The sequence below is a fragment of the Streptomyces atratus genome (assembly GCF_900119365.1).
In the GTDB taxonomy this organism is placed as follows: domain Bacteria; phylum Actinomycetota; class Actinomycetes; order Streptomycetales; family Streptomycetaceae; genus Streptomyces; species Streptomyces atratus_B.
Genome location: NZ_FPJO01000055.1, coordinates 1 through 18284 on the forward strand (window position 1 = coordinate 1; position 18284 = coordinate 18284).

23 protein-coding genes are annotated in these 18284 nt (G+C 66.1%); 9 read left to right on the top strand and 14 right to left on the bottom strand.

Translation table 11 applies throughout. The features are described from left to right. Positions 1 to 873, top strand: an 873-nt coding sequence (locus BT364_RS37550; protein WP_072489625.1) for a DNA-directed RNA polymerase subunit alpha, incomplete at its 5' end; no start/stop codon positions are given. 141 nt (positions 874 to 1014) lie between these two features. Here BT364_RS37550 and BT364_RS44660 read toward each other — a convergent pair. The 4 genes from BT364_RS44660 to BT364_RS43815 form a co-directional block, all read right to left on the bottom strand. Beyond that, the gene (locus tag BT364_RS44660; protein ID WP_442759029.1) at positions 1015 to 1392 is read right to left on the bottom strand and encodes an excalibur calcium-binding domain-containing protein; all 378 of its coding nucleotides are present in this window, start codon (positions 1390 to 1392) and stop codon (positions 1015 to 1017) included. Between the two features lie 45 nt (positions 1393 to 1437). Then, positions 1438 to 2577 (bottom strand): SGNH/GDSL hydrolase family protein, encoded by a 1140-nt coding sequence (locus tag BT364_RS37555; RefSeq protein WP_072489639.1) that lies wholly within the window; start codon positions 2575 to 2577, stop codon positions 1438 to 1440. A gap of 70 nt (positions 2578 to 2647) precedes the next feature. Next, the gene (locus BT364_RS37560; protein WP_072489640.1) at positions 2648 to 3196 is read right to left on the bottom strand and encodes a YciI family protein; all 549 of its coding nucleotides are present in this window, start codon (positions 3194 to 3196) and stop codon (positions 2648 to 2650) included. Positions 3197 to 3850: 654 nt separating this feature from the next. Beyond that, the gene (locus tag BT364_RS43815; RefSeq protein ID WP_256260409.1) at positions 3851 to 4246 is read right to left on the bottom strand and encodes a helicase associated domain-containing protein; all 396 of its coding nucleotides are present in this window, start codon (positions 4244 to 4246) and stop codon (positions 3851 to 3853) included. Positions 4247 to 4553: 307 nt separating this feature from the next. On the opposite strand from BT364_RS43815, the gene BT364_RS42155 reads away from it, so the two are divergent. Next, positions 4554 to 4712, top strand: coding sequence for a hypothetical protein (locus tag BT364_RS42155; protein WP_177328390.1), 159 nt, complete (start codon positions 4554 to 4556; stop codon positions 4710 to 4712). Between the two features lie 238 nt (positions 4713 to 4950). After that, complete coding sequence (locus BT364_RS37575) at positions 4951 to 5304, top strand: hypothetical protein (RefSeq protein ID WP_143166618.1); 354 nt, start codon at positions 4951 to 4953, stop codon at positions 5302 to 5304. A gap of 123 nt (positions 5305 to 5427) precedes the next feature. Here BT364_RS37575 and BT364_RS42160 read toward each other — a convergent pair whose 3' ends face one another. Beyond that, positions 5428 to 5580, bottom strand: coding sequence for a hypothetical protein (locus BT364_RS42160; protein WP_177328391.1), 153 nt, complete (start codon positions 5578 to 5580; stop codon positions 5428 to 5430). Between the two features lie 54 nt (positions 5581 to 5634). On the opposite strand from BT364_RS42160, the gene BT364_RS43820 reads away from it, so the two are divergent. The 4 genes from BT364_RS43820 (at position 5635) to BT364_RS37595 (ending at position 9501) form a co-directional block, all read left to right on the top strand. Next, entirely contained in the window at positions 5635 to 6114 is a 480-nt protein-coding gene (locus BT364_RS43820) for a transposase (RefSeq protein ID WP_256260410.1), read from the top strand. Between the two features lie 98 nt (positions 6115 to 6212). Continuing rightward, positions 6213 to 6977, top strand: coding sequence for an aKG-HExxH-type peptide beta-hydroxylase (locus tag BT364_RS37585; RefSeq protein WP_072489629.1), 765 nt, complete (start codon positions 6213 to 6215; stop codon positions 6975 to 6977). Next, complete coding sequence (locus BT364_RS37590; RefSeq protein ID WP_177328392.1) at positions 6974 to 8179, top strand: HesA/MoeB/ThiF family protein; 1206 nt, start codon at positions 6974 to 6976, stop codon at positions 8177 to 8179. Before BT364_RS37585 ends, BT364_RS37590 begins: the two co-directional genes overlap by 4 nt. A gap of 53 nt (positions 8180 to 8232) precedes the next feature. Continuing rightward, positions 8233 to 9501, top strand: a complete 1269-nt coding sequence (locus tag BT364_RS37595) for an MFS transporter (RefSeq protein WP_072489631.1) — start codon at positions 8233 to 8235, stop codon at positions 9499 to 9501. 430 nt (positions 9502 to 9931) lie between these two features. On the opposite strand, the gene BT364_RS37600 is transcribed toward BT364_RS37595, so the two are convergent. The 9 genes from BT364_RS37600 to vanH form a co-directional block, all read right to left on the bottom strand. Next, positions 9932 to 10159 (bottom strand): hypothetical protein, encoded by a 228-nt coding sequence (locus BT364_RS37600; RefSeq protein ID WP_072489632.1) that lies wholly within the window; start codon positions 10157 to 10159, stop codon positions 9932 to 9934. Between the two features lie 145 nt (positions 10160 to 10304). Next, positions 10305 to 10748: a phage tail protein gene (locus BT364_RS37605; protein WP_072489633.1), complete on the bottom strand. Its 444-nt coding sequence runs from the start codon at positions 10746 to 10748 to the stop codon at positions 10305 to 10307. 135 nt (positions 10749 to 10883) lie between these two features. Further along, on the bottom strand, positions 10884 to 11468 hold the full coding sequence (locus tag BT364_RS37610) for a DUF6262 family protein (protein WP_072489634.1): 585 nt from the start codon (positions 11466 to 11468) through the stop codon (positions 10884 to 10886). Further along, positions 11465 to 12277: a site-specific integrase gene (locus BT364_RS39645; RefSeq protein ID WP_256260411.1), complete on the bottom strand. Its 813-nt coding sequence runs from the start codon at positions 12275 to 12277 to the stop codon at positions 11465 to 11467. Before BT364_RS39645 ends, BT364_RS37610 begins: the two co-directional genes overlap by 4 nt. A gap of 293 nt (positions 12278 to 12570) precedes the next feature. Next, complete coding sequence (locus tag BT364_RS42165) at positions 12571 to 12909, bottom strand: YbaK/EbsC family protein (protein ID WP_177328393.1); 339 nt, start codon at positions 12907 to 12909, stop codon at positions 12571 to 12573. 23 nt (positions 12910 to 12932) lie between these two features. Further along, positions 12933 to 13274: a tetratricopeptide repeat protein gene (locus tag BT364_RS37630; RefSeq protein WP_072489636.1), complete on the bottom strand. Its 342-nt coding sequence runs from the start codon at positions 13272 to 13274 to the stop codon at positions 12933 to 12935. A gap of 87 nt (positions 13275 to 13361) precedes the next feature. Beyond that, the gene (vanX, locus tag BT364_RS37635) at positions 13362 to 13970 is read right to left on the bottom strand and encodes a D-Ala-D-Ala dipeptidase VanX (protein ID WP_072489637.1); all 609 of its coding nucleotides are present in this window, start codon (positions 13968 to 13970) and stop codon (positions 13362 to 13364) included. Beyond that, complete coding sequence (vanA, locus tag BT364_RS37640; protein ID WP_072489638.1) at positions 13967 to 15007, bottom strand: D-alanine--(R)-lactate ligase; 1041 nt, start codon at positions 15005 to 15007, stop codon at positions 13967 to 13969. The genes vanX and vanA overlap by 4 nt, the downstream gene beginning before the upstream one ends. Beyond that, positions 15000 to 16040, bottom strand: a complete 1041-nt coding sequence (gene vanH / locus BT364_RS37645) for a D-lactate dehydrogenase VanH (protein ID WP_079179851.1) — start codon at positions 16038 to 16040, stop codon at positions 15000 to 15002. Before vanH ends, vanA begins: the two co-directional genes overlap by 8 nt. Positions 16041 to 16263: 223 nt before the next feature. Here vanH and BT364_RS37650 point away from each other — a divergent pair, with 223 nt between their 5' ends. Both BT364_RS37650 and BT364_RS37655 read left to right on the top strand, forming a co-directional pair. Then, positions 16264 to 17607 carry a UDP-N-acetylmuramoyl-tripeptide--D-alanyl-D-alanine ligase gene (locus BT364_RS37650; protein ID WP_072489642.1) on the top strand — a complete coding sequence of 448 codons (1344 nt, stop codon included), beginning with the start codon at positions 16264 to 16266 and terminating at the stop codon, positions 17605 to 17607. A 374-nt stretch (positions 17608 to 17981) separates the two neighbouring features. Beyond that, positions 17982 to 18284, top strand: a 303-nt coding sequence (locus BT364_RS37655) for a transposase domain-containing protein (protein WP_177328395.1), incomplete at its 3' end; no start/stop codon positions are given.

Consider the following 18284-nt stretch of genomic DNA (forward strand, 5'->3'; position numbering starts at 1 on the left):
GCCGCTGTCACCAGCATCCGGATCGACGGTGTCCTGCACGAGTTCACCACCGTGCCGGGCGTCAAGGAGGACGTCACCGACCTCATCCTCAACATCAAGCAGCTGGTCGTCTCCTCGGAGCACGACGAGCCGGTCGTGATGTACCTGCGCAAGCAGGGTCCCGGCCTGGTCACCGCTGCCGACATCGCCCCGCCGGCCGGTGTCGAGGTCCACAACCCGGACCTGGTCCTGGCCACGCTGAACGGCAAGGGCAAGCTGGAGATGGAGCTGACCGTCGAGCGCGGTCGCGGCTACGTCTCCGCCGTCCAGAACAAGCAGGCGGGCCAGGAGATCGGCCGTATCCCGGTCGACTCCATCTACTCGCCGGTGCTCAAGGTCACGTACAAGGTCGAGGCGACCCGTGTCGAGCAGCGCACCGACTTCGACAAGCTGATCGTCGACGTCGAGACCAAGCAGGCCATGCGTCCGCGTGACGCCATGGCTTCGGCCGGTAAGACCCTGGTCGAGCTGTTCGGTCTGGCGCGCGAGCTCAACATCGACGCCGAGGGCATCGACATGGGCCCGTCCCCGACGGACGCCGCGCTCGCCGCCGATCTGGCGCTGCCGATCGAGGAGCTGGAGCTCACGGTCCGTTCGTACAACTGCCTCAAGCGCGAGGGCATCCACTCCGTGGGTGAGCTCGTGGCTCGTTCCGAGGCCGACCTGCTCGACATCCGCAACTTCGGTGCGAAGTCGATCGACGAGGTCAAGGCGAAGCTGGCCGGCATGGGCCTGACGTTCAAGGACAGCCCGCCCGGATTCGACCCGATCGCCGCCGCGTTCGGCGCCGGCGACGACGCGGACGCCGGGTTCGTCGAGACCGAGCAGTATTGACAGGGCGATTCACGAGGTTCGGCGCTGGCGCCCGTCCGCGCCCGGATGCGCGCCACCGCTTGGGCGTCCGCCCCTTCCCCGCTGGCAACCTTCACGGCCAGGCAACCAACGACCCCGGTCCGTGCAACGCCGCTCCGCTCCTCAGTCTTTACGTACGTGACGTTGCCCAAGTCTGATCGCGAAGACCTGAAGCGGATGGCATACGAAAAGGGGCTCTGGATCGGAGACCTGATCGGCACCCTGCTGACGCCGACGCTCGAAGAGTGGCGCCAGCTCAACATGACGACGACGGCGAAGACCCTCAAGGCGGCGCATAGGCGCCTCTCCCTCCAGCCCAGTGCGGGTCACCCCCCACTCGCACCTGATCCCGTCCCCGTCGCGGTCGAGGTGCAGCCCGTAGCCAGGCTCCCCCTGCGCACCGGAGTGGCGCCAGCAGCTCGCGCAGCGGCGCAGTTGGCGTACGCCTCCTGGCCGCCGGCCTCCTCGCGGTACCTGCCGTCCGGCGAATGCCCAAGCCAGCGGCCCAGTTCGAAGCGCATTTCGACACCGGAGGTCAAGAACAGCTCAGCGGAAGGGACCGTCGGTCGCGAAGGCGTGGGCAGCAAAGCGCTTGCCCATTCGGCGGTACGCGGCGGCGGTGGGGTGAAGGCCGTCGGTCAGGTCGTCTGTCTCGTCCGGGCCGAGCAGCGCTCGTCCGTCGAGACAGCGGAGGTGGGGATCAGACGCCTGTCGTGCCGCAGCGATCCGGGCCAGCTCGGCACGGACCACCGTCAGCGACAGTGCGCCGCCGGCCACATCGGCCGGGTCGCCCAGGGCAGCGATCCTCCCGTCCGGTCCGGTCTCGGTCGGGCCGGGAACCTGCTCAAGGGCCGGACAGCTCACCGGGGAGATCAACAGCAGCGGGGTGTCCGGGTGACCGTCCCGGATCGTGTCCAGAAATCCGTGTACCGCCGGGCCGAACGTCCGCAGCCGGAAGGCGGACAGGCTCACGATGTTGATGCCCACCTTCAGGCTGATCAGGTCGGCGGGCGTGTCGCGGATCGTCCGGGCGACATAGGGATCCAGCAGCGCGTTGCCCGCCTGGCTGAGGTTGATCACCTCCACCCCTCCGAGCGCAGCTGCCACCACCGGCCAGGTCCCGGTCGGGCCGTCAGCCTCGATGCAGTGGCTGATGGAACTGCCGTGGTGCACCCAGCGGCGCCGCCCGTCCGGCAGCGGCGCCAGCACGTCGCCGTCAGCGCGCAGTGCCACCAGTTCCGTAGGGGTCTGCTGCGGAAGCCACAGCTCGACGTTCTTCATACCGGCCGGCAGTCCGGCGAACCGTACGGTCCCGGACTTGCCCGGGATAAGTCGCTGTACGGCCCCGGGGCCCGCCATCCGCAGCACGTTGCCCACCGGCGCCTGCCGACGCCCGGCCAGGGCACCGTCCACCAACAACTCCAGCATCCCGGTTGGGCGAGGGTGGGGGTCGGCGTCGAGCTGGCCGGTGGAGGTGAGTACCTCGAACTCCAATGCGCGCGCATCGGTGCGGAACACCAGCCGCACCCCCGAAGGCATCACGGTCACCCCGTAGACCGACGGGTCCTGGTACTGCTCCTTGGTCCACGCGGGCAACCGGCGCGGCATCACCCCTGCCGCTGTGGTCTCCAGGTCCAGCGCACCCCGTAACTCCACCGGCCCGCCCACCAATGGAACCGCCCGCATCGCCACCGTCACCGCTCCTGTCCCAGATCAATGCGCTCCGGAGATGGCATCGGCCCGGTGCCTCCGTGGTTCATCGACGCCCGCCGAACTCCCAGTCGTGGACCTCGATGTCCGCGTACCGGTCCGGAGTCAGGGCGGCGCGTGCCGTATCCGGGCTTGGGGCCCTGAGCAGCACCGCCGTACCCAGCCATGTGTCGCCCTCGTCGGACAGCAGCGGCCCGTACGCGATCAGCTCGTCATGGTCGGGCGGCAGGGCGAGGTCTGCGGCCAGGCCCTCGCCGAGGCCGAGCACCAGGTACCGGTTGCCACCGCTCCGGCCACCGGGAAAATCCCACATGGTGCGCCCCAGCACGTTGCGCCACCGGCGCAGCAGCACGTCCCGGTACGCACCGGCCTGGTAGTTGGGCTCGTCGAAGGCGAACGCACGGGCAGCGGCGGGATCGGGCAGATCGACGATATGCACGCTTCCCGTGGGTGTCTCACCATCATCGGCGAAGGTCGGACCGCGAGCGATCAGCTCCTTCGCGTACCGGTCCATGTAGGACCAGTGCTCCTCCAGCAACTCCTCGCGTAACGCGAGGGAGCCCAGCCGGTCTCGGTGGTAGCAGAAGTACTCCATGACCACAGACCCTTCCTCACCAAGGGCACCTTCTCAACCGGCTTTGCCGCCGAAGACCCCGCGTTCCAAATGAAACAGCATTCCGTCAAACGGCGTAGACACCACGGCTGCGCGGTCTCAGCCAAGTGGCATGCGCTGCTCTGCAGGATGATTGCCAAGTTGCCCTTCGCCTGGACGTCCGCCTTCCGCGCTGCAATCTCCCTCCCCCCGAGCCTTGACCACCACGGGCTCGTCAGCGCCGCCCTGACGGCCTGACAGCGCATCTGCCGTCTCCAGCCTGCTCAGCATGCTTCCGGGGGACCCGAAGGTGTCCTTCGCGGGCGTGGAACTGCCGTGCCGCCGCGAGGTTGAGGGCCCACATAGTGTCCTGCGTCCGTTTCACCGGCCGCTCGTCTTCCTCGGCTGGTGTGATCTTGAGGGTGTTCTCCAGGATCCACTGCTGTACGGGCAGGAGCTGTTCCCACCCGAACCGCTGCGCGTTCACCCAGCGTCCGAGGTCCTCGCCCTGCACGACGACGTCGCCGTCGGCCGTGGGGAGTGTGCCGCCGGCCTGGACGTGGTTGTGGACGAGGCGGTAGCAGCGCTGCCACCCGGTGTCCCATACCGGGCACCACCCCGGATCGATCGCGTCCAGCTCATCCCGCCGCGCTTCGGTTATTGCCCCGGCCGCCGACCGGACAGGATGGCCGGCCGCCCGGAGCTCCTCGTCTCCCGAGCCCTGCGCGCCGCCGCCCGGGCGTTCTTCGCCCACACCCCGATGGGATGCCCCTCCCACGTCGCGGTGGTCGGCGGGAGGAAGTGGCCGTGGGCGGCGGCGTACTCCTTGGCGACGGCGACCCCGTCCGCCCAGGCCGCCTCCTGCTCGGACCACACCATCCCGAGCTTCTCCAGCTCGGTGATCCGCCCGGCCTCCAGCGTCCTGGCCGCGTAAGCGCGGCGCTGGTCGGCGATCCACTGTCCGAGCGGATACCCGCCGACCCCGCCCCAGTCCTCCGGCGTGACGAGCGCGTACGGCACCCGCAGCACCCGTTCCCGGTTTCCCGCAGCCACCGACCGGCCGCCTCGATCCCACGCCGCCAGGACGCCCCTCCGGATCGATCACCCGCAGCCGCACGAACCGCGCCACCGCCGCGGGACGGGCTGGCCTGACTCAGGACTCTGCACGGGTGGGGGACGTCTGCGGGCTGCCGCTGCTGTGCTGGCCCATCTCCGACGTTCAAATGCCGGTGCGGGTGGTGGGATCAGTGAGCGCGGCGCCGTCCGGCTGGCCGCGGGCTGGTACGGTCGCGGCGCATCGTCCCCGAACACAAGGAATCGACTCCTAATGATGGCTCAGTTGGCACGGTATCGCCGTCACATGATCATGCTCGTCATCGTCGGCGTCCTGCTGATCATGGTTTCTCGGATGGGGCAGTCCTCAGGGGGCTTCCTTGCCACCGGAATCGCCGCCGTCGTGCTCGGGGTGGCTCTCCTCGTCGTGACGAGTGTGGGCGGGCGTCATCCTCAGCGCCCATAGCGGGCCTCAGCTCCCTTCGTTAGCCAACCGAGCCCGACCGACGGCACATGCCCTCGCTCAGCGTGCGAAGCGAGCCCGGTCCTCCGAACTGCCGGAGGACCGGGCCCGTGCCGTGTGCCGACCTGCCCAAGCGATGTGTCGTTTCGGGGGATGGTAGTTGGTGTGCTGGGAGTGGTGTGGGCTGTCCGATCCGGGCTGTAGTGTGGGTGCCCTGGCCGAGATCTGGGAGGGACGGGGCATGGAGGCAGCCACCGCACGGTTCATTGAGGAGTCCACGGCTCTGCCGCCCGCGGCGCTCGCCGCGTTGTACGAGGACTCCCTTGACCGCTGGAGCCGGGGCGGCCGCGATGCCAGCCGTGCGACCAGGGTCTCCGCGTCGGAGAACTCCGCGATCGAACGTGCCGTCCGCACCGCTCTCCTCCGCCGCACCCACGAACTGGACGCCTTCCGCCCGGACCTCTGCTTCGACATCAAGCCTGCCTGCTCGATCGCCGCGTGCGCTGTCTGCAAGCGTACGAAACTGACGGAGGAGCAGTACCGGGTGCTGCTGGACCCGTTCGCGGCGGCAGGGGTCACGGTCCCAGAGCGGTGAGCACCGAGACCTAGACGGCAAGGCAGCGACCCGCCTGTCCCTGCCGACCTCCATGCCCGGTGTCCCGATCGACGCGTTCGACGAGATTGAAGGCGAGGCTGCGGTGCTTTGGTGCGGGTGGGTTCAGTCGGTGATCACGAGGTTGTCGGTGCTGTTCCACTGGGCGGTGAATTCGGGCGCCCAGCCGGTGGCGGCGGTGTTGCCGTAGCCGAGTCCAGGCTTGCTGACGAGTCGCTGCAGATGCCCCGGGGCACTCTCACGCGAATGTCCAGGCACAGCACCTGATACGGGGCAATAATCCCCCGGCGGATAGCCGTCGACAGTTTCAGCTTGTACGCCACAGGCCCGAAGATTTTGCTGTCCTCGTCCATGCTCGCGATCAGCCGCGGCACCCCACCCTCGGCCTCCCACACCCGCGCCGTCACCGTCATATGCAGCCGCCGCACCGCCGGAACCCGCTCCTGGTCATGCACCACAGCCACGGCTTCCCCGCATCACCACTCGCAAGTCCGCGTACGCACCGAGCAGCAGACACCCGAATGGAAGGCCCGCTACGCGGTCCGCTCCGGCGTGGAGGGCACCATCAACGAGTTCGCCCACGGACACGGCATGCGCCGCTGCCGCTACCGAGGACAGCCGAAAACCCACCTGCAACACGTACTCACAGCCATCGCCGTGAACATCGAACGACTCAGCACTCGGTCAGTGACCCAGGAAACCCCTTCACCGAGACCGCCGACCGCCTTCCAGACCTTCCTGGACCAGCAAGGAATTCCCCGATCGAAGTCCTGGCGCACCCTCGGCACCTAACCTCGACCATCCAAGATCACCGACAGAGTCAAGCTGAAGCTGACCGGGAACAGGCCCAGGAACTGCTCGCACACACCCGTAGGCTCCCGCCGGAGGCCGTGTACTTCCTGTACAAGGGTGCTGGTGCGCCTGCCAGCCCGCCCCGCGTCGCGCGCTGGCTCAAGGAAGCCGGCGCACCGCAGCCGACTGAGGCCTACCGTGGCCCAGACGTCCCGGCATGGCTTAAGGACGGGCTGCAGGACGTGCTGCGCTCCTTGAAGCGGGGGGAGACGCAAGCGGGAAGTGTGGTCACAAGCCTGCCGTCGAATGTGCGCGACGCGCTGCGGCTAGCGCGGCGTGCCCTCAGCACCACCTGGGTGGAGGCATGGGACGAGCACAACATGCTGGTGCAGTACCTCGTCTTCACCTGCGGACCGCTGCGGTCTGCGACCCTTCAGGCCACTTTCGGCGTGGTCTACGCCGAGTTGGAGGAAGCAAGCGATCCGCTGCGCATGTATGAGCTGCTGCTGCACGAGACGGCGCACCATGCACTGGCTCTGAAGGAACAGTTCACGCAGTTCCTTGACAATCCGAATGCTGTGGGAACTCACGCGCTGCGCCCCGATCCGCGGCCGCTTCGCGGGGTTCTGCATGCCGCTTTTGTGATGTGCCGCCTCGCCGAGGGACTCGGTAGGTACCTGGAGGCGCACCCCAGCGGCGGCCCGCTGGATGGGTGCCCAGTTCGTGAGCGTCATGCCTTCGCTCTGAAATCGCTGTGCGAGGCGCTGACCGTCCTGGACGACACCGCCGTGTGGACCGAGGACGGATGTGCCCTGCGGGCAACCTTGGGAGTGTGCCTGGAACGCGAGGGGGCGCCGGCATGACAGCTACACCCGTTGCACCGGCTTCACCGCGCTTTGGTCCCGCCGGGCGCAATACCGCGCCCCATGCGGTGCCTGAGGGCCAGGACGGCATGCACTGGCAGTTCAGCAACCAGTTGGAAATGCTCGAACTAGGCGACGGCTCCTTGTTCTTCGACAGCATCTACGCCGATCACCGGGTCGTTGCCCGGCCGCCCGAGATCCTGCGCCGGATCCTGCGGATGATCGAGAACGACAAGCCGACGCTCTGCCAGATTGCCTCTGGTGTCGCAGAAGACGCCCCGGATACAGTTCTGGCCCGCATCGAACGGCTCCTGAAGCCGTTTATGCGGGCCGGAATCCTCGTTCCGCTGCGCGACGGCACCCGCCCGGCCTGGGCCGACGACGCACTCGTGGAGCGCTTTTCCACTCAGCTCGACTGGCTCGTGACGCTGGCCACCGGCCCACAAGACCACTGGGACTTCTTCGGTCGGCTCCGTCAGGCGCACGTTGCCGTGATCGGCCTTGGCGGAGCAGGCAGTCTGCTGGCACAGTCTCTCACTGCCGCGGGAATCGGCCGCCTCACCATCATCGACGGCGACACCGTGGAGCCGTCCAATTTGTTGCGGCAGATCCTGTACAACCCCGACCAGAGCGGCCGCTCCAAGGCCGGTTGCCTGGCAGAACAGCTGGAACGCTTCTCTACGCACACCGATTACCGGGTGCTGGACCGCTATGTCCACAACAAACAGGATGTTCTGGACTGCATCGATGGCGCTGACTTCGTCGCGGTGTGCGCCGACGCGCCGCGTTTCGTCCTCAACCGGTGGATCGATGCCGCCTGCAAGGAGAACCGCACCCCTTACCTCAGCGCCTTCGCTGGCTCCGTCGGCCCGCTGTACCGCCCAGGTGCCCCAGGCTGTTTCAGTTGCTTCGAGCACCGCCTGCGTGAGGATCTGGGCGAGCGTCACGATCTGCTGGTTGATGCACTGGCGGCCAAACGGTCATGGCGCTATCCGGCTTTCGTGTCCGGTCCGCTGACTGTTGCGCACCTGATGGCGACGGAGATCGTGCTTCATCTGACGGGTGCCGCACCGCCCTCCACCGCAGACGGCATTGTGCGCTTCCAGCACCCGCACACGGTGCTGGAACCATTTCTCGGACACCCCTCATGTGACTGCGCGTCAGGGCAGAGCCAACCATCCGTAGATCCCGTGGCCACCTGAGTATCCGGCACGTCCCCATCCGATGCGTTCCTGAGCAGACACAGCGAGGCAGCGTGAAGACCGCACTGACGAACTTCAAGAACATCGCCCATCTCCCCGATGCCCGGCGGCTGCTCGCCGCGGACGCGACATCCAAGGCCGGCGACTGGATCCTCTATGTCGCGATGAGCACGTTGGTCTTCGAGGCAGGCGGAGCGGGGGCACTTTCCCTGTTCACCGCATTGCGCGTGGTAGTCCCCTTTGCACTGGGGCCCTGGGCGGGACGCTGGGGAGCAGCGTTGCGACCTCGCACTCTCATGATCACAGCAGATGCCGTGCGATCCGTCCTGCTGGTGCTGGCTGCGGTGACGGCCGGTGTCCATCAGCCCGCCTGGGTGCTCGTGGTACTGGTGGTGTGCTGTGCGTCGGTGTCCGCATTCCACGCACCGGCCGAACGCCGTTTCCAACGTGATGCCATCGCCCCTGATCAGCGGGCAAGTTTCAACGCCGTGATCGGCGCGACGGGCACCACGGTCATCGTGGTGGCACCCGCGCTCGGCGGACTGATCATCACTGTGGTCGGTAACGTCGGGGCTCTGGCTCTGGACGCGCTCAGCTTCCTGCTGTCCCTGGTGTTTGTGGCACGGGTCAGCGGGCCCCTCCACACTGTGTCCCCGAAGAATCAGGAGCAGGCCGCCTCAGCAGGCAAAGGTGCCCTGGCCACAGCCCTGGGAGCCATGCAAAAGGACCCGACTGTACTGGCCTGTTTCCTGGCCCAGGCCGTGGCTTGCACAGTGGCCGGAGCCTCCCTGGTCTTGCTGCCGCTGCTCGGTGACCGGCTGGACGTCGGCGCTGGCACGGTCGGGTGGCTGACCGCAGCGGTCGGCGCCGGCTCCGTCCTCGGCGTCCTGATCGGTGGCAGTATTGCCAAGAACGGGCGCGTCGTACTGGGCGTGACGAGCGTGGTGTCGATGGGCGTGATTCTTGGTCTGCTCGGCTCCAGCCCCAACCTTGTGGTCGCCCTCCTGTGTGCCGTCCTCGCCGGTACGGCCGCCAACATTCCCGAACCTCTGTACTGGACGTCGTACGCCGACCGTGTCACCGAGCGCGATTCCAGCGCCTTCTACGGCTTGGTCGAGTCGTCTATCACCGGAGGCTTTGCCCTGGGCGGGGTGATTCTCGGGGCAGCCGCCGCCGTCCTGGGCACCTCCATTGGAACCTGGGTCGTGGGTGTGGCAGGCAGCCTCATTGCCGCAACGGCTCTCATTCCAGCCCTCTGTCATCGTCGGGCCCTCAAAGCAACGCTCGCTTCCCCGGCGCCGACCCTCGAATCAGTGTCATGACCCCGGCGTCCGGCGGGCACGCCCTCATGGCGGCCGACCGCATGGGAGCGGCGTCGGCCACCACTGCGGCACCCGCTGCCTGGCGCCAGACTCGACCAGTGGTGGCGCGTCTCTGCGAGTTCTTCTCGCAGCACCACTGCGGCATCGTGCGCCAGTTGATCGGCGGCCGGTCCTTGCTCGCGTCTCTGCGGGTTCGTCTCGCAGCACCACTGCGGCCGCATGTGCGAGACGCACTCCGGGCGGTCCTCGCGGCGTCTCTGCGGGTTCCGCCCGCAGCACCACTGCGGCAGTCCGGCCGGTCTCCGCATGGTCCGGTATGTATCCGGCGTCTCTGCGGGCTTTCCCGTTCCCCGCAACACCACTGTGGCACCTGCTCGAACTGTGGATCGTCTGAGAATTCAAGGCTTGTCTGCGGGTACCCGCAGCACCACTACGGTCCCGAGGAGCTGCCCTGCGCCTCCCACGCCATCCGCCGCTCGCCGTCGGGCGAGGTCGCCATCACGTCGGCCCTCCACGAGCCGTCGGCTGCCGCGACCTCAAGCTCGGCGAACCAGCCGGCCGCGCGGATAGCCCCGGCCATCTCCAATTTTCCGAGCAGCCGCGAGTCCGTATTGCGTCTGAGCTGGGCGGATGCGTCGCGGTCATGTCCGGGACGCATCCCCTGTGGGGTCAGCCTTCCAAGTCCGCCGGAGCGGTCCCAGCAATGAACCCGCGCGAGGTGGTCTTCAACGGCGCCTCGTGCGCGGGTTCATGGGCATGTGAGGTGTTACTCGAAGGCGATGCTGTCGGCGGCGCCGCAGCGGTCACACAGGATCCACCTCGAAGCTCTCGACCACCAGTACCAGCTCCTCGATGGCGACCTCCGTGGCAGTACCGCTGAGCGACGGTGCCGAGTACTGCTTGGGCCAGGCGTTGGTGAACTTCCACCGCAACGCCGGCTTGCCCGCTTCGTCGTTGAGCACGATGTGGCCGGTGCGGCGAACCACAGTGCCCTCCAGTACGGCCCGGCGCCAGTCCCACAGCTCGCGGTTGGTGGTGAAGCCTCGCTTGAGCGTGATGTCACCGAACTTCTTCAGCCCCGGGAGCTTGATGACCGAGAAGTCCATGTTGCCCTCGCGGTAATCGATCACGTCCTGCTCGGTGTTGGCCCCGCTGCACTCCGAAAAGCCGTGCGAGCCCTCCAGCCCGTCGATGGTCAGAGTGAAGTTGAACGCGGCGAATGGATCAACCCGCTGTCCCGTTGCCACAACCGTTCCTCCTCGTGCCTTGGTAGAACGCCCGTCGACCTGCGATATCCATCACGGATAGTCACGATCGATGAGCGGGGCGTATCCGCCCGCGGTGATCTTAGGAGCTGGGCTGTGGCAAGTGACGTGATCTCATCAGTCTCGTGCCGCCGGAGCGTTGCCCTGTTCGAGGAGTTGGGCTTCGAGGTCGGCGATGCGTTTCTTTGCGAACCGGAGGTTGGAGCGGGCGCCTTCGAGCCGCTCCTGGAGCTTGCGGTGCTCCTGAGTGAGCTGGTGGACGCGGTGCTTGAGGGTGGTGTTCTCAGTGGTCAGCTGCTGGACGGACTCGCCGGGGACCATCTGGTCGAAGTCGCGGAGCTGACCCATCAGCTCTCCGATCCGTTGCCGATGGGCGAAGACCTCCTTCTGGGCGCGGGTCAGCTCGGCCTCGGCGTTCAAGGACCGCTCCCGCCAGGACGCCTCGATCCGGTCGTGTTCTCGCTGGGCCTGGCGGTCGTGGCGGCTGCGGCTGTCTGCGACGGCGTCCTTCACGAGCGCGCGGGCGGCCTCGTTCTCGTAGAGGAACGTGGCGGAGACACCGGCCCGCTCGGCGATGGCCCGGACAGCCAGCCGGCCGCGCTCGCGGCGGAGCTGGCCGATGGCCGTCTCGACCCGGGCGAGTTTCTCCTCGGTCTGCCGTTGCCGCGCGGCGATGGCGGCCGCGGTGGAGCCGGGCCTCACGCGGCCTCACCGCCCTCTTCATGACGGGCCAGTTCCTGGGCCCGGAAGGCGGTGGACCAGACGCGGCCGAAATAGTCCTGCGGCCGTCGCAGGTCGAGGGAGAGAGCCTCGTCGAGGAGGCCGACGGCTTCCAGGGCCTTCTCCAGGCCGCGGATCGCTCGGGCGGTGGGTTCAAAGAGGTCGTGCAGGGAGTCGGCGGTTGCGCTGTCCGGAGCACCTTCGGCCACCGTGCGCCACTGCTCGCGCTTGCGGTGCCAGTAGACGAGGTCGGCGCCGGACATCACGAATTTGTCGCAGCTGTGGCAGTTGAGGTTGAAGGGGCAGGTGTCGCCGTTGACGACCGGCTGGAAAGTGCAAAATCCGCCTTCGGCTGGGGTGGACTTGCGGGTGAGGTCGATGAGCATGGCCTTGGCTTCTGTCCGGGACATGGGCTCGCCGCCGGACAGCACCATGCCGGGTTCTGCTGAGCCAGGGCCACCGACCCAGACGGCCTGGAGAGCGTCCTCCAACTTGGGGTCAGTGTTGGCGAGGTGAACGTAGTGCTCGGCCATCGCCTCGGAGACCTGGCCCAGATAGCGCTTGACGTGGGTAAGGTTTGCGCCGTTCCGCAGCAACTTGGTCGCCAGCGTATGGCGGGCCTGGTGGGCGACGTGATGCCCGATGTCCAGCCCTCTGACCCAGGTGCGGAAGGCTCCGCTGAACCAGGTGTAGCTCAGGCCGTCCCCCGCCCCGGGCGCCACAATGATCTGCAAGTGAACAGCCACACCAACCGCCGCCACGAGACTTTCCCAGTCCCGCAGCCACACCACCGCACGCACCCCGGCATGAGCCACCCCCGGATGGCGCCCCCGAGAGCCCCGGAAACTGCCGCTCAGCCCCGGCCGGACCGCAGAACGCCCCCGAGAACTGCAAGATCCCGCCTGATCGACTCGATCGGACGGGATCTCGGGCCAGCCTGAGCGAACTCAAGAACTTCCCCAAACAACGTGTTTGGCATTCACATCAACCCGCCAACGCCTGGGGGATACATCCAAGACAGCTGTGCCGACTACCTCGCAGCGTGCAAGGCCACCCTCTGGGCCATGGCCAACTGCGCCCGAGGTCACCGGTCGGCCGTCGGGCTGGCAACGACCGGATCCGCGACGCGCACGTAGTCCTTCACCGCCATCACGATCGACCGGTCGAGGTCTCCCGCGTTGAAGGCGATCTCTTCGTGGGCTGACAGGAAGTCAGCATCGGCAACCAGGACCAGTTCCGAGGAGAACGAAACCGGAGGTACCGCACCCATCGTGCAACCCGAAGTGTTCTGCGCCTGGCATCGATCACGACCTGCAGGTTGGTCGAGTAGGGATAGTTCTCGCTCGACGCAGAGGTGATCCCGAACAGCGGCGCCACCAGCAACCAGCACGACGAGCTGCTCGAACTGCGACTGACGGGACAACCTCTACAGGCCGAGGTAGGCGCCTACATCATCTTGGGGCCGTCGACAGCCCTCTGGGCGCAAGCTGCAACGTGGGCGCAGCGGACCGCTTTTGTCAGCGGGTGGACCTTGCCGAGCACCTGTACGGTGTCGGAGAGGGTCTGCTCGAACAGCGGGATTGCCTGGTTCAGGTCCCCGGCCGACTGGTAGGCACAGGCGAGGTTGTTGCGGGCGGTCAGCGTGTCAGGGTGGTCTTCACTGAGCACCCGTACGGTGTCGGAGAGGGTCTGCTCGAACAGCGGGATCGCCCCGCTCAGATCCCCCGTCGGCCCGTGGCGATGGTTGTGCCCACACCGGAGGCACCAGTCGGAATGGTGCTCTGACATGACATTCCCTTTCTCGCGTGAGTCGCGCAACTGGAACCGCGGTCGCTCGTAGCGCTTCGACGACTTCGACTTCTCGGTCCGGTTCAGTTACGTGATGGGAAAGTCAAAATAGGTGTCCGGGTAAGGTTCGTCTTTCAAGGTGTAATGCCACCATTCACACTCGTATGGGCTGAAACCGCAGGCCTCCATGATGGAGCGGAGGTGTTGTCGATTTCGCGCCTCGGATTGTGTGACCCCTTGTGCTCCGTGATGCGAGATCGGATCCATCAAGTCGTGGTCACCGCCCATGGCGGCAAGTTCTCCGGTGGCCATGTGGTAGAGAGTCAGGTCGACGGTGCTGCCCCGACTGTGGCCGGACTTTGTGGCGACATATCCCATCTCGAACATATCGGCTCTGTCGATATGCGGATGGTGTCGCTGCTTCGTGCGGCCATCCTCCGGCTGCCTCGACCAGCGCACAAAGCAATCTACGGCGCGTTGAGGGCGGTATCCATCCCAGAGGAGCAGGCCAAAGCCATAGGAGCGGGCCTCTTCTCGCGCCCTTTCCAGGGCCGCGAACAAAGGCCTGGTGCCGACGATTCGATTGGCCAGGTAGCCGTCCACGGGTTTGCCGGTAAAGTTGTCCCAGGTGGCGTACTTGGAATCCCAGCGTATTCCGGGTGTACATTCGTCCAGGAAGGCAAAGTTGTCATTCATCGGATTTTTCCCGTCAGTGCCAACGTCACCATCCGGTCGATCACTTCGGTCAGCGTAATCCCTGCAGCCGCCATCATCCTTGGATAACGGCTGTAGGAGGTCAGGCCAGGCAATGTGTTGACCTCGTTGAGGACTACACTTCCATCCTCCTTGAGGAACATGTCCACTCGTGCCAGGCCGCTGCATCCCAGGGCGCGGTAGATGGTCTTTGCCGTCTCCTGAACGAGCGAGCGCGACTCTTCTGAAATGTCGGCGGGAACGATGAACGTTGAGTTCTCGGATCCGCTCTCCGGGTCTTTCTCCTGATGGATCTTGAAGAACCCGTGCGACAGCGCGATTCGATCCACCTCGCCTGCGATCAAATCCAGTTCGTTCCCCAGGATGGCGCATCCGACTTCGCTGCCGACGACAGCCTCTTCGATGAGCACCTTTGAGTCGTACTGTCGCGCGATTTCCACCGCAGGCAGCAGTTCTTCCTTTTGCGATACCTTGCTGACGCCGAAGGACGACCCCGAACGGGCCGGCTTCGCAAAGACGGGATACGTCAGCTGCTCGGGATCAATATTCTCGTTCGCCGCAACGGTCCAGAATTTCGGTGTGGCGATTCCCGCGCTCCTGGTTATTTGGTAAGCAAGGGACTTGTCCATGCACAGAGCGGAACTCTGTACGTCGCAGCCCGCGTAGGGGATGCCGGTGAGCTCCAACAGGCCTTGCATCGCGCCGTCTTCGCCAAGTCTTCCGTGCAGGATGGGCAGCACGACGTCCAGATTGATCGTGTTGTAGCGCCCCTGCTCCAGGACGAGCAATCCGCGTATGCTTCTGTCCGGTGACAACAGCGCCGGACGACAGCTGCCGCTCTCCCAGTCTAGGCCAGGGCTGTCGCAAAGTTTCCAAGCACCGCTCTTCGTGATCCCGATGTAGAAGGGTTCGTACTTGTCGAGATCGATATTTTTTGCGACCTCTTGCGCAGATTTGATGGAGATGGGGTGTTCTTCGGAGCAGCCCCCGAATACGATTCCGACGTTGAGCTTATCCATGCTGGTTCCTGCTTTCGAATTTCAGGCAATTGGTGATGGAGTTTTCGACCGTGTCGCTCAGGGCGTGGTCTGTGTAGTAGGCGGTGTGCGGACTGATGATCACGTTCGGCATCTCTTGCAGCCGCAACAACGCCTTGCTGTCAATCGGTTTGTTTCGGCAATCGGTGTAGAAGATTCCTTCCTCTCCTTCGAGGACGTCCAGCGCGGCACCGCCCAAACGGCCGCTTTCCAATGCGAAAACAAGGGCCTCGGTGTCGATAAGTGAACCGCGTCCAGTATTGATAATGCATGAGCCGTGCTTCATCTGCTCGATGCGGTGGCGATTCAGGAGGTGGTGTGTATCCGCGGTGAGCGGCGTGTGGAGCGTTACGATGTCGCTCAGCTGCAGCAATTTATCGAGAGGGACGTAATCGGCCTCGGTCGTGGAGTGACTGTCATGGGCCAATGTCCGGCATCCGAAACCCCGCAGCCTGTCCATGACTGCTACGCCAATGCGCCCCGTTCCCACGACTCCGATGGTCAGATCGCGAAGCTCTTTTCCGCGGACGTCGTTCAACCGGTAATCGTGCACATCTGCGTGACGGATGATGGACTTTGCGTGTCGCGCCGTCATCAGCATCAGCATCAATGTGTAGTCGGCCACGCTGTCGGGTGAATAGGCGACGTTTTCCACGGAGATGCCGACGCTCGCTGCGTACCCCACATCGATGTGGTTGTATCCCACGCTTCTTGTGGAGATGTAAGCCACGCCTGCCCGGCTGAGTGCAAGAAGAGTGGAATTTGCGATGCCAGTTTTATGGCTGACGCTGATGCATCGGTTTCCGTTTGTCAATTCAACGTTGGCTTCGGATACCGCTGCCTCGGTGATGGTGGGAATTGCGCCGACGCGAGGCGCCATCTCTCGGAACAAGGCGGCCTCGTCCTTCCCACACCCATAAACCGTGACTCCCGTGGGTGCGACGGCTGTGGGATGCGAGGACGTCAGCGATTGGGTGCGGCCGACCGCCGCGTGTGCTGGTTCGCTGTAGGTCATGCCTACAGTCAAGGCGGCGTGGCGTTGCCGGAACGTATGAGGTTTTCGATATGCCCACGATATGCTACCGATGGGTAGCGTATCGTCAATGTATTGAAAACCGCATACACGCTAGCAACACCACACCGCCTTGACTTGAGGCGTGACCTATAGCGAACCAGCCTCCTCGTACCTCTACCTCGCCGGCCTCGCTCCCGCTCGCTGGCTCCCGCGCCGCGTGGGCATCGTTCCGCTCAGCCTCGGCGAGATTGCTGCGGTCGTCGGCGGGACGGTCGCGGGCGACGACGCAGTGACGGTGACCGCGCCGGCCGTGCTCGACGGTCGGCTGGCCGAGCCGGGCGGCCTCTTCGTCGCCATGGCCGGGGAGCGTGCCAACGGCCACGATTTCGCCGACCAGGCCGGCGAGGCAGGGGCGGTGGCTGTGCTCGGCTCCCAGCCCACTCCGCTGCCCACCATCGTCGTCGACGATGTCCAGGCGGCGCTGCAGACGCTCGCCACCCATGTCGTGGCCCAGCTGCGCAACGGGCTGACCGTTGTGGGGCTGACCGGCTCCCAGGGTAAGACCAGCACCAAGGACCTGTTGGCTGCCGTGCTTTCGAATGCCGGGCCGACGGTCGCCACCATCGGCTCGCTCAACAACGAGCTTGGTGTACCGCTCACCATGCTGCGCGCCGACATGGGCACCCAGTACCTCGTCCTTGAGATGGGAGCTCGCCGCATCGGCGACATCGCCGAGCTAGCGGGCCTGGTCGCGCCTGACATCGCCGTCGTCCTCAACGTCGGCAAGGCACACCTCGGTGAGTTCGGGTCGCGCGGAGCCATCGCCAAGGCCAAGGGGGAGCTGGTGGAGGGGCTGGCGCCCGGCGGCACCGCCGTCCTCAACGCCGACGATCCCCGGGGGGTCGCGATGCGCGCGCTCACCGACGGTCCGGTGGTGACCTTCGGGCGGGCCGAGCACGCCGACGTACGTGTGCTCGACCTGGCGCTGGACCGGCTCGGCCGGCCGTCCTTCACGCTGCGGACCGCCGACGCCTCGGCTCGCGTCGCGCTGCCGCTCGTGGGTGCGCACCAGGCACTCAACGCGGCGGCTGCCGCGGCGGCGGGGCTGTCGGCCGGCATACCTCTGGAGGTGGCCGCGGCGGCGTTGGGCACAGTCTCGCTGTCGAAGTGGCGCATGGAGCTGCGCGACCTCGCCAGCGGCGCGATGCTGCTCAACGACTCCTACAACGCCAACCCCGACTCGACCCGCGCCGCCTTGGACGCGCTGGCAGCAATCGAGGGCGGGCGTCGCATCGCCGTCCTCGGCGAAATGCTCGAGCTGGGGCAGGAGAGCGAGGCCGAGCACCGTGCAATCGGCGCGTACGCCGCCGCCCGGGCCGACGTGGTGGCGACCGTCGGCGCGGGCGGCCGTTCGATCGCCGCCGGCGCGGGAGAGGCGGCGGTGGCGCTGGCCGACAACGACGCGGCCGTCGACTGGCTGCGCGGCCACATTGCCGCAGGCGACGTGGTCCTCGTCAAGGCTTCCCGCGGTGCGTGTCTCGACGAGGTCGCCGCCGCGCTCACGTAGCTTGCCGGGGCGAGCCGGACATCCGCGTCGCGGAGTGGACGGTCGACGACGTGGTCCCGGGACCTTGGAGGTCGCAGGAATCGGAACGACTTCCCTGCTTCGTCGACGTACCCGCGGCGCCGGTAGAACTTGTGTGCACCATGCCGACGATCACTACTGGTGACCTTCATGCCGAGGCATCCGCGCGTGGGGGGCAAAGGACTCCGAGGCCGCGACATGTTCATCGGCGACGCCCGCACCGCCGATGAACAACCCGCCCTCGACGCCGACTTTTTCGGGCCGCCCGGACTCGTTCGACTCACGATGGACCTCAAAGGCGGTTTCCCTTAGCCTCAATACCGTTCAGTTAAGCGCTTCTGGGTTATTGTGGGGGGATGCCGCGTTCTGGTTGGGTGAAGCCGTCTTCTGATGTCCGGTTGTCGGATTTGGTGTCTGTGGGGTTGCTGACGCGGGTGTTTCCCGCAGATGTGGTTGACGCGGTGATCGAGGATGCGGGGCGTACTGAGCGGCGCCACCGGTCCTTGCCCGCGCGGGTGATGGCGTACTTCTCGATGGGGATGGCGCTGTATTCGGATGGCTCCTACGAGGATGTGTTCGCGCAGCTCACGGATGGGCTGTCGTGGGCGTCGGGGTGGTCGGAGTCATTCACGCCGCCCTCGAAGTCGGCGATCTTCCAG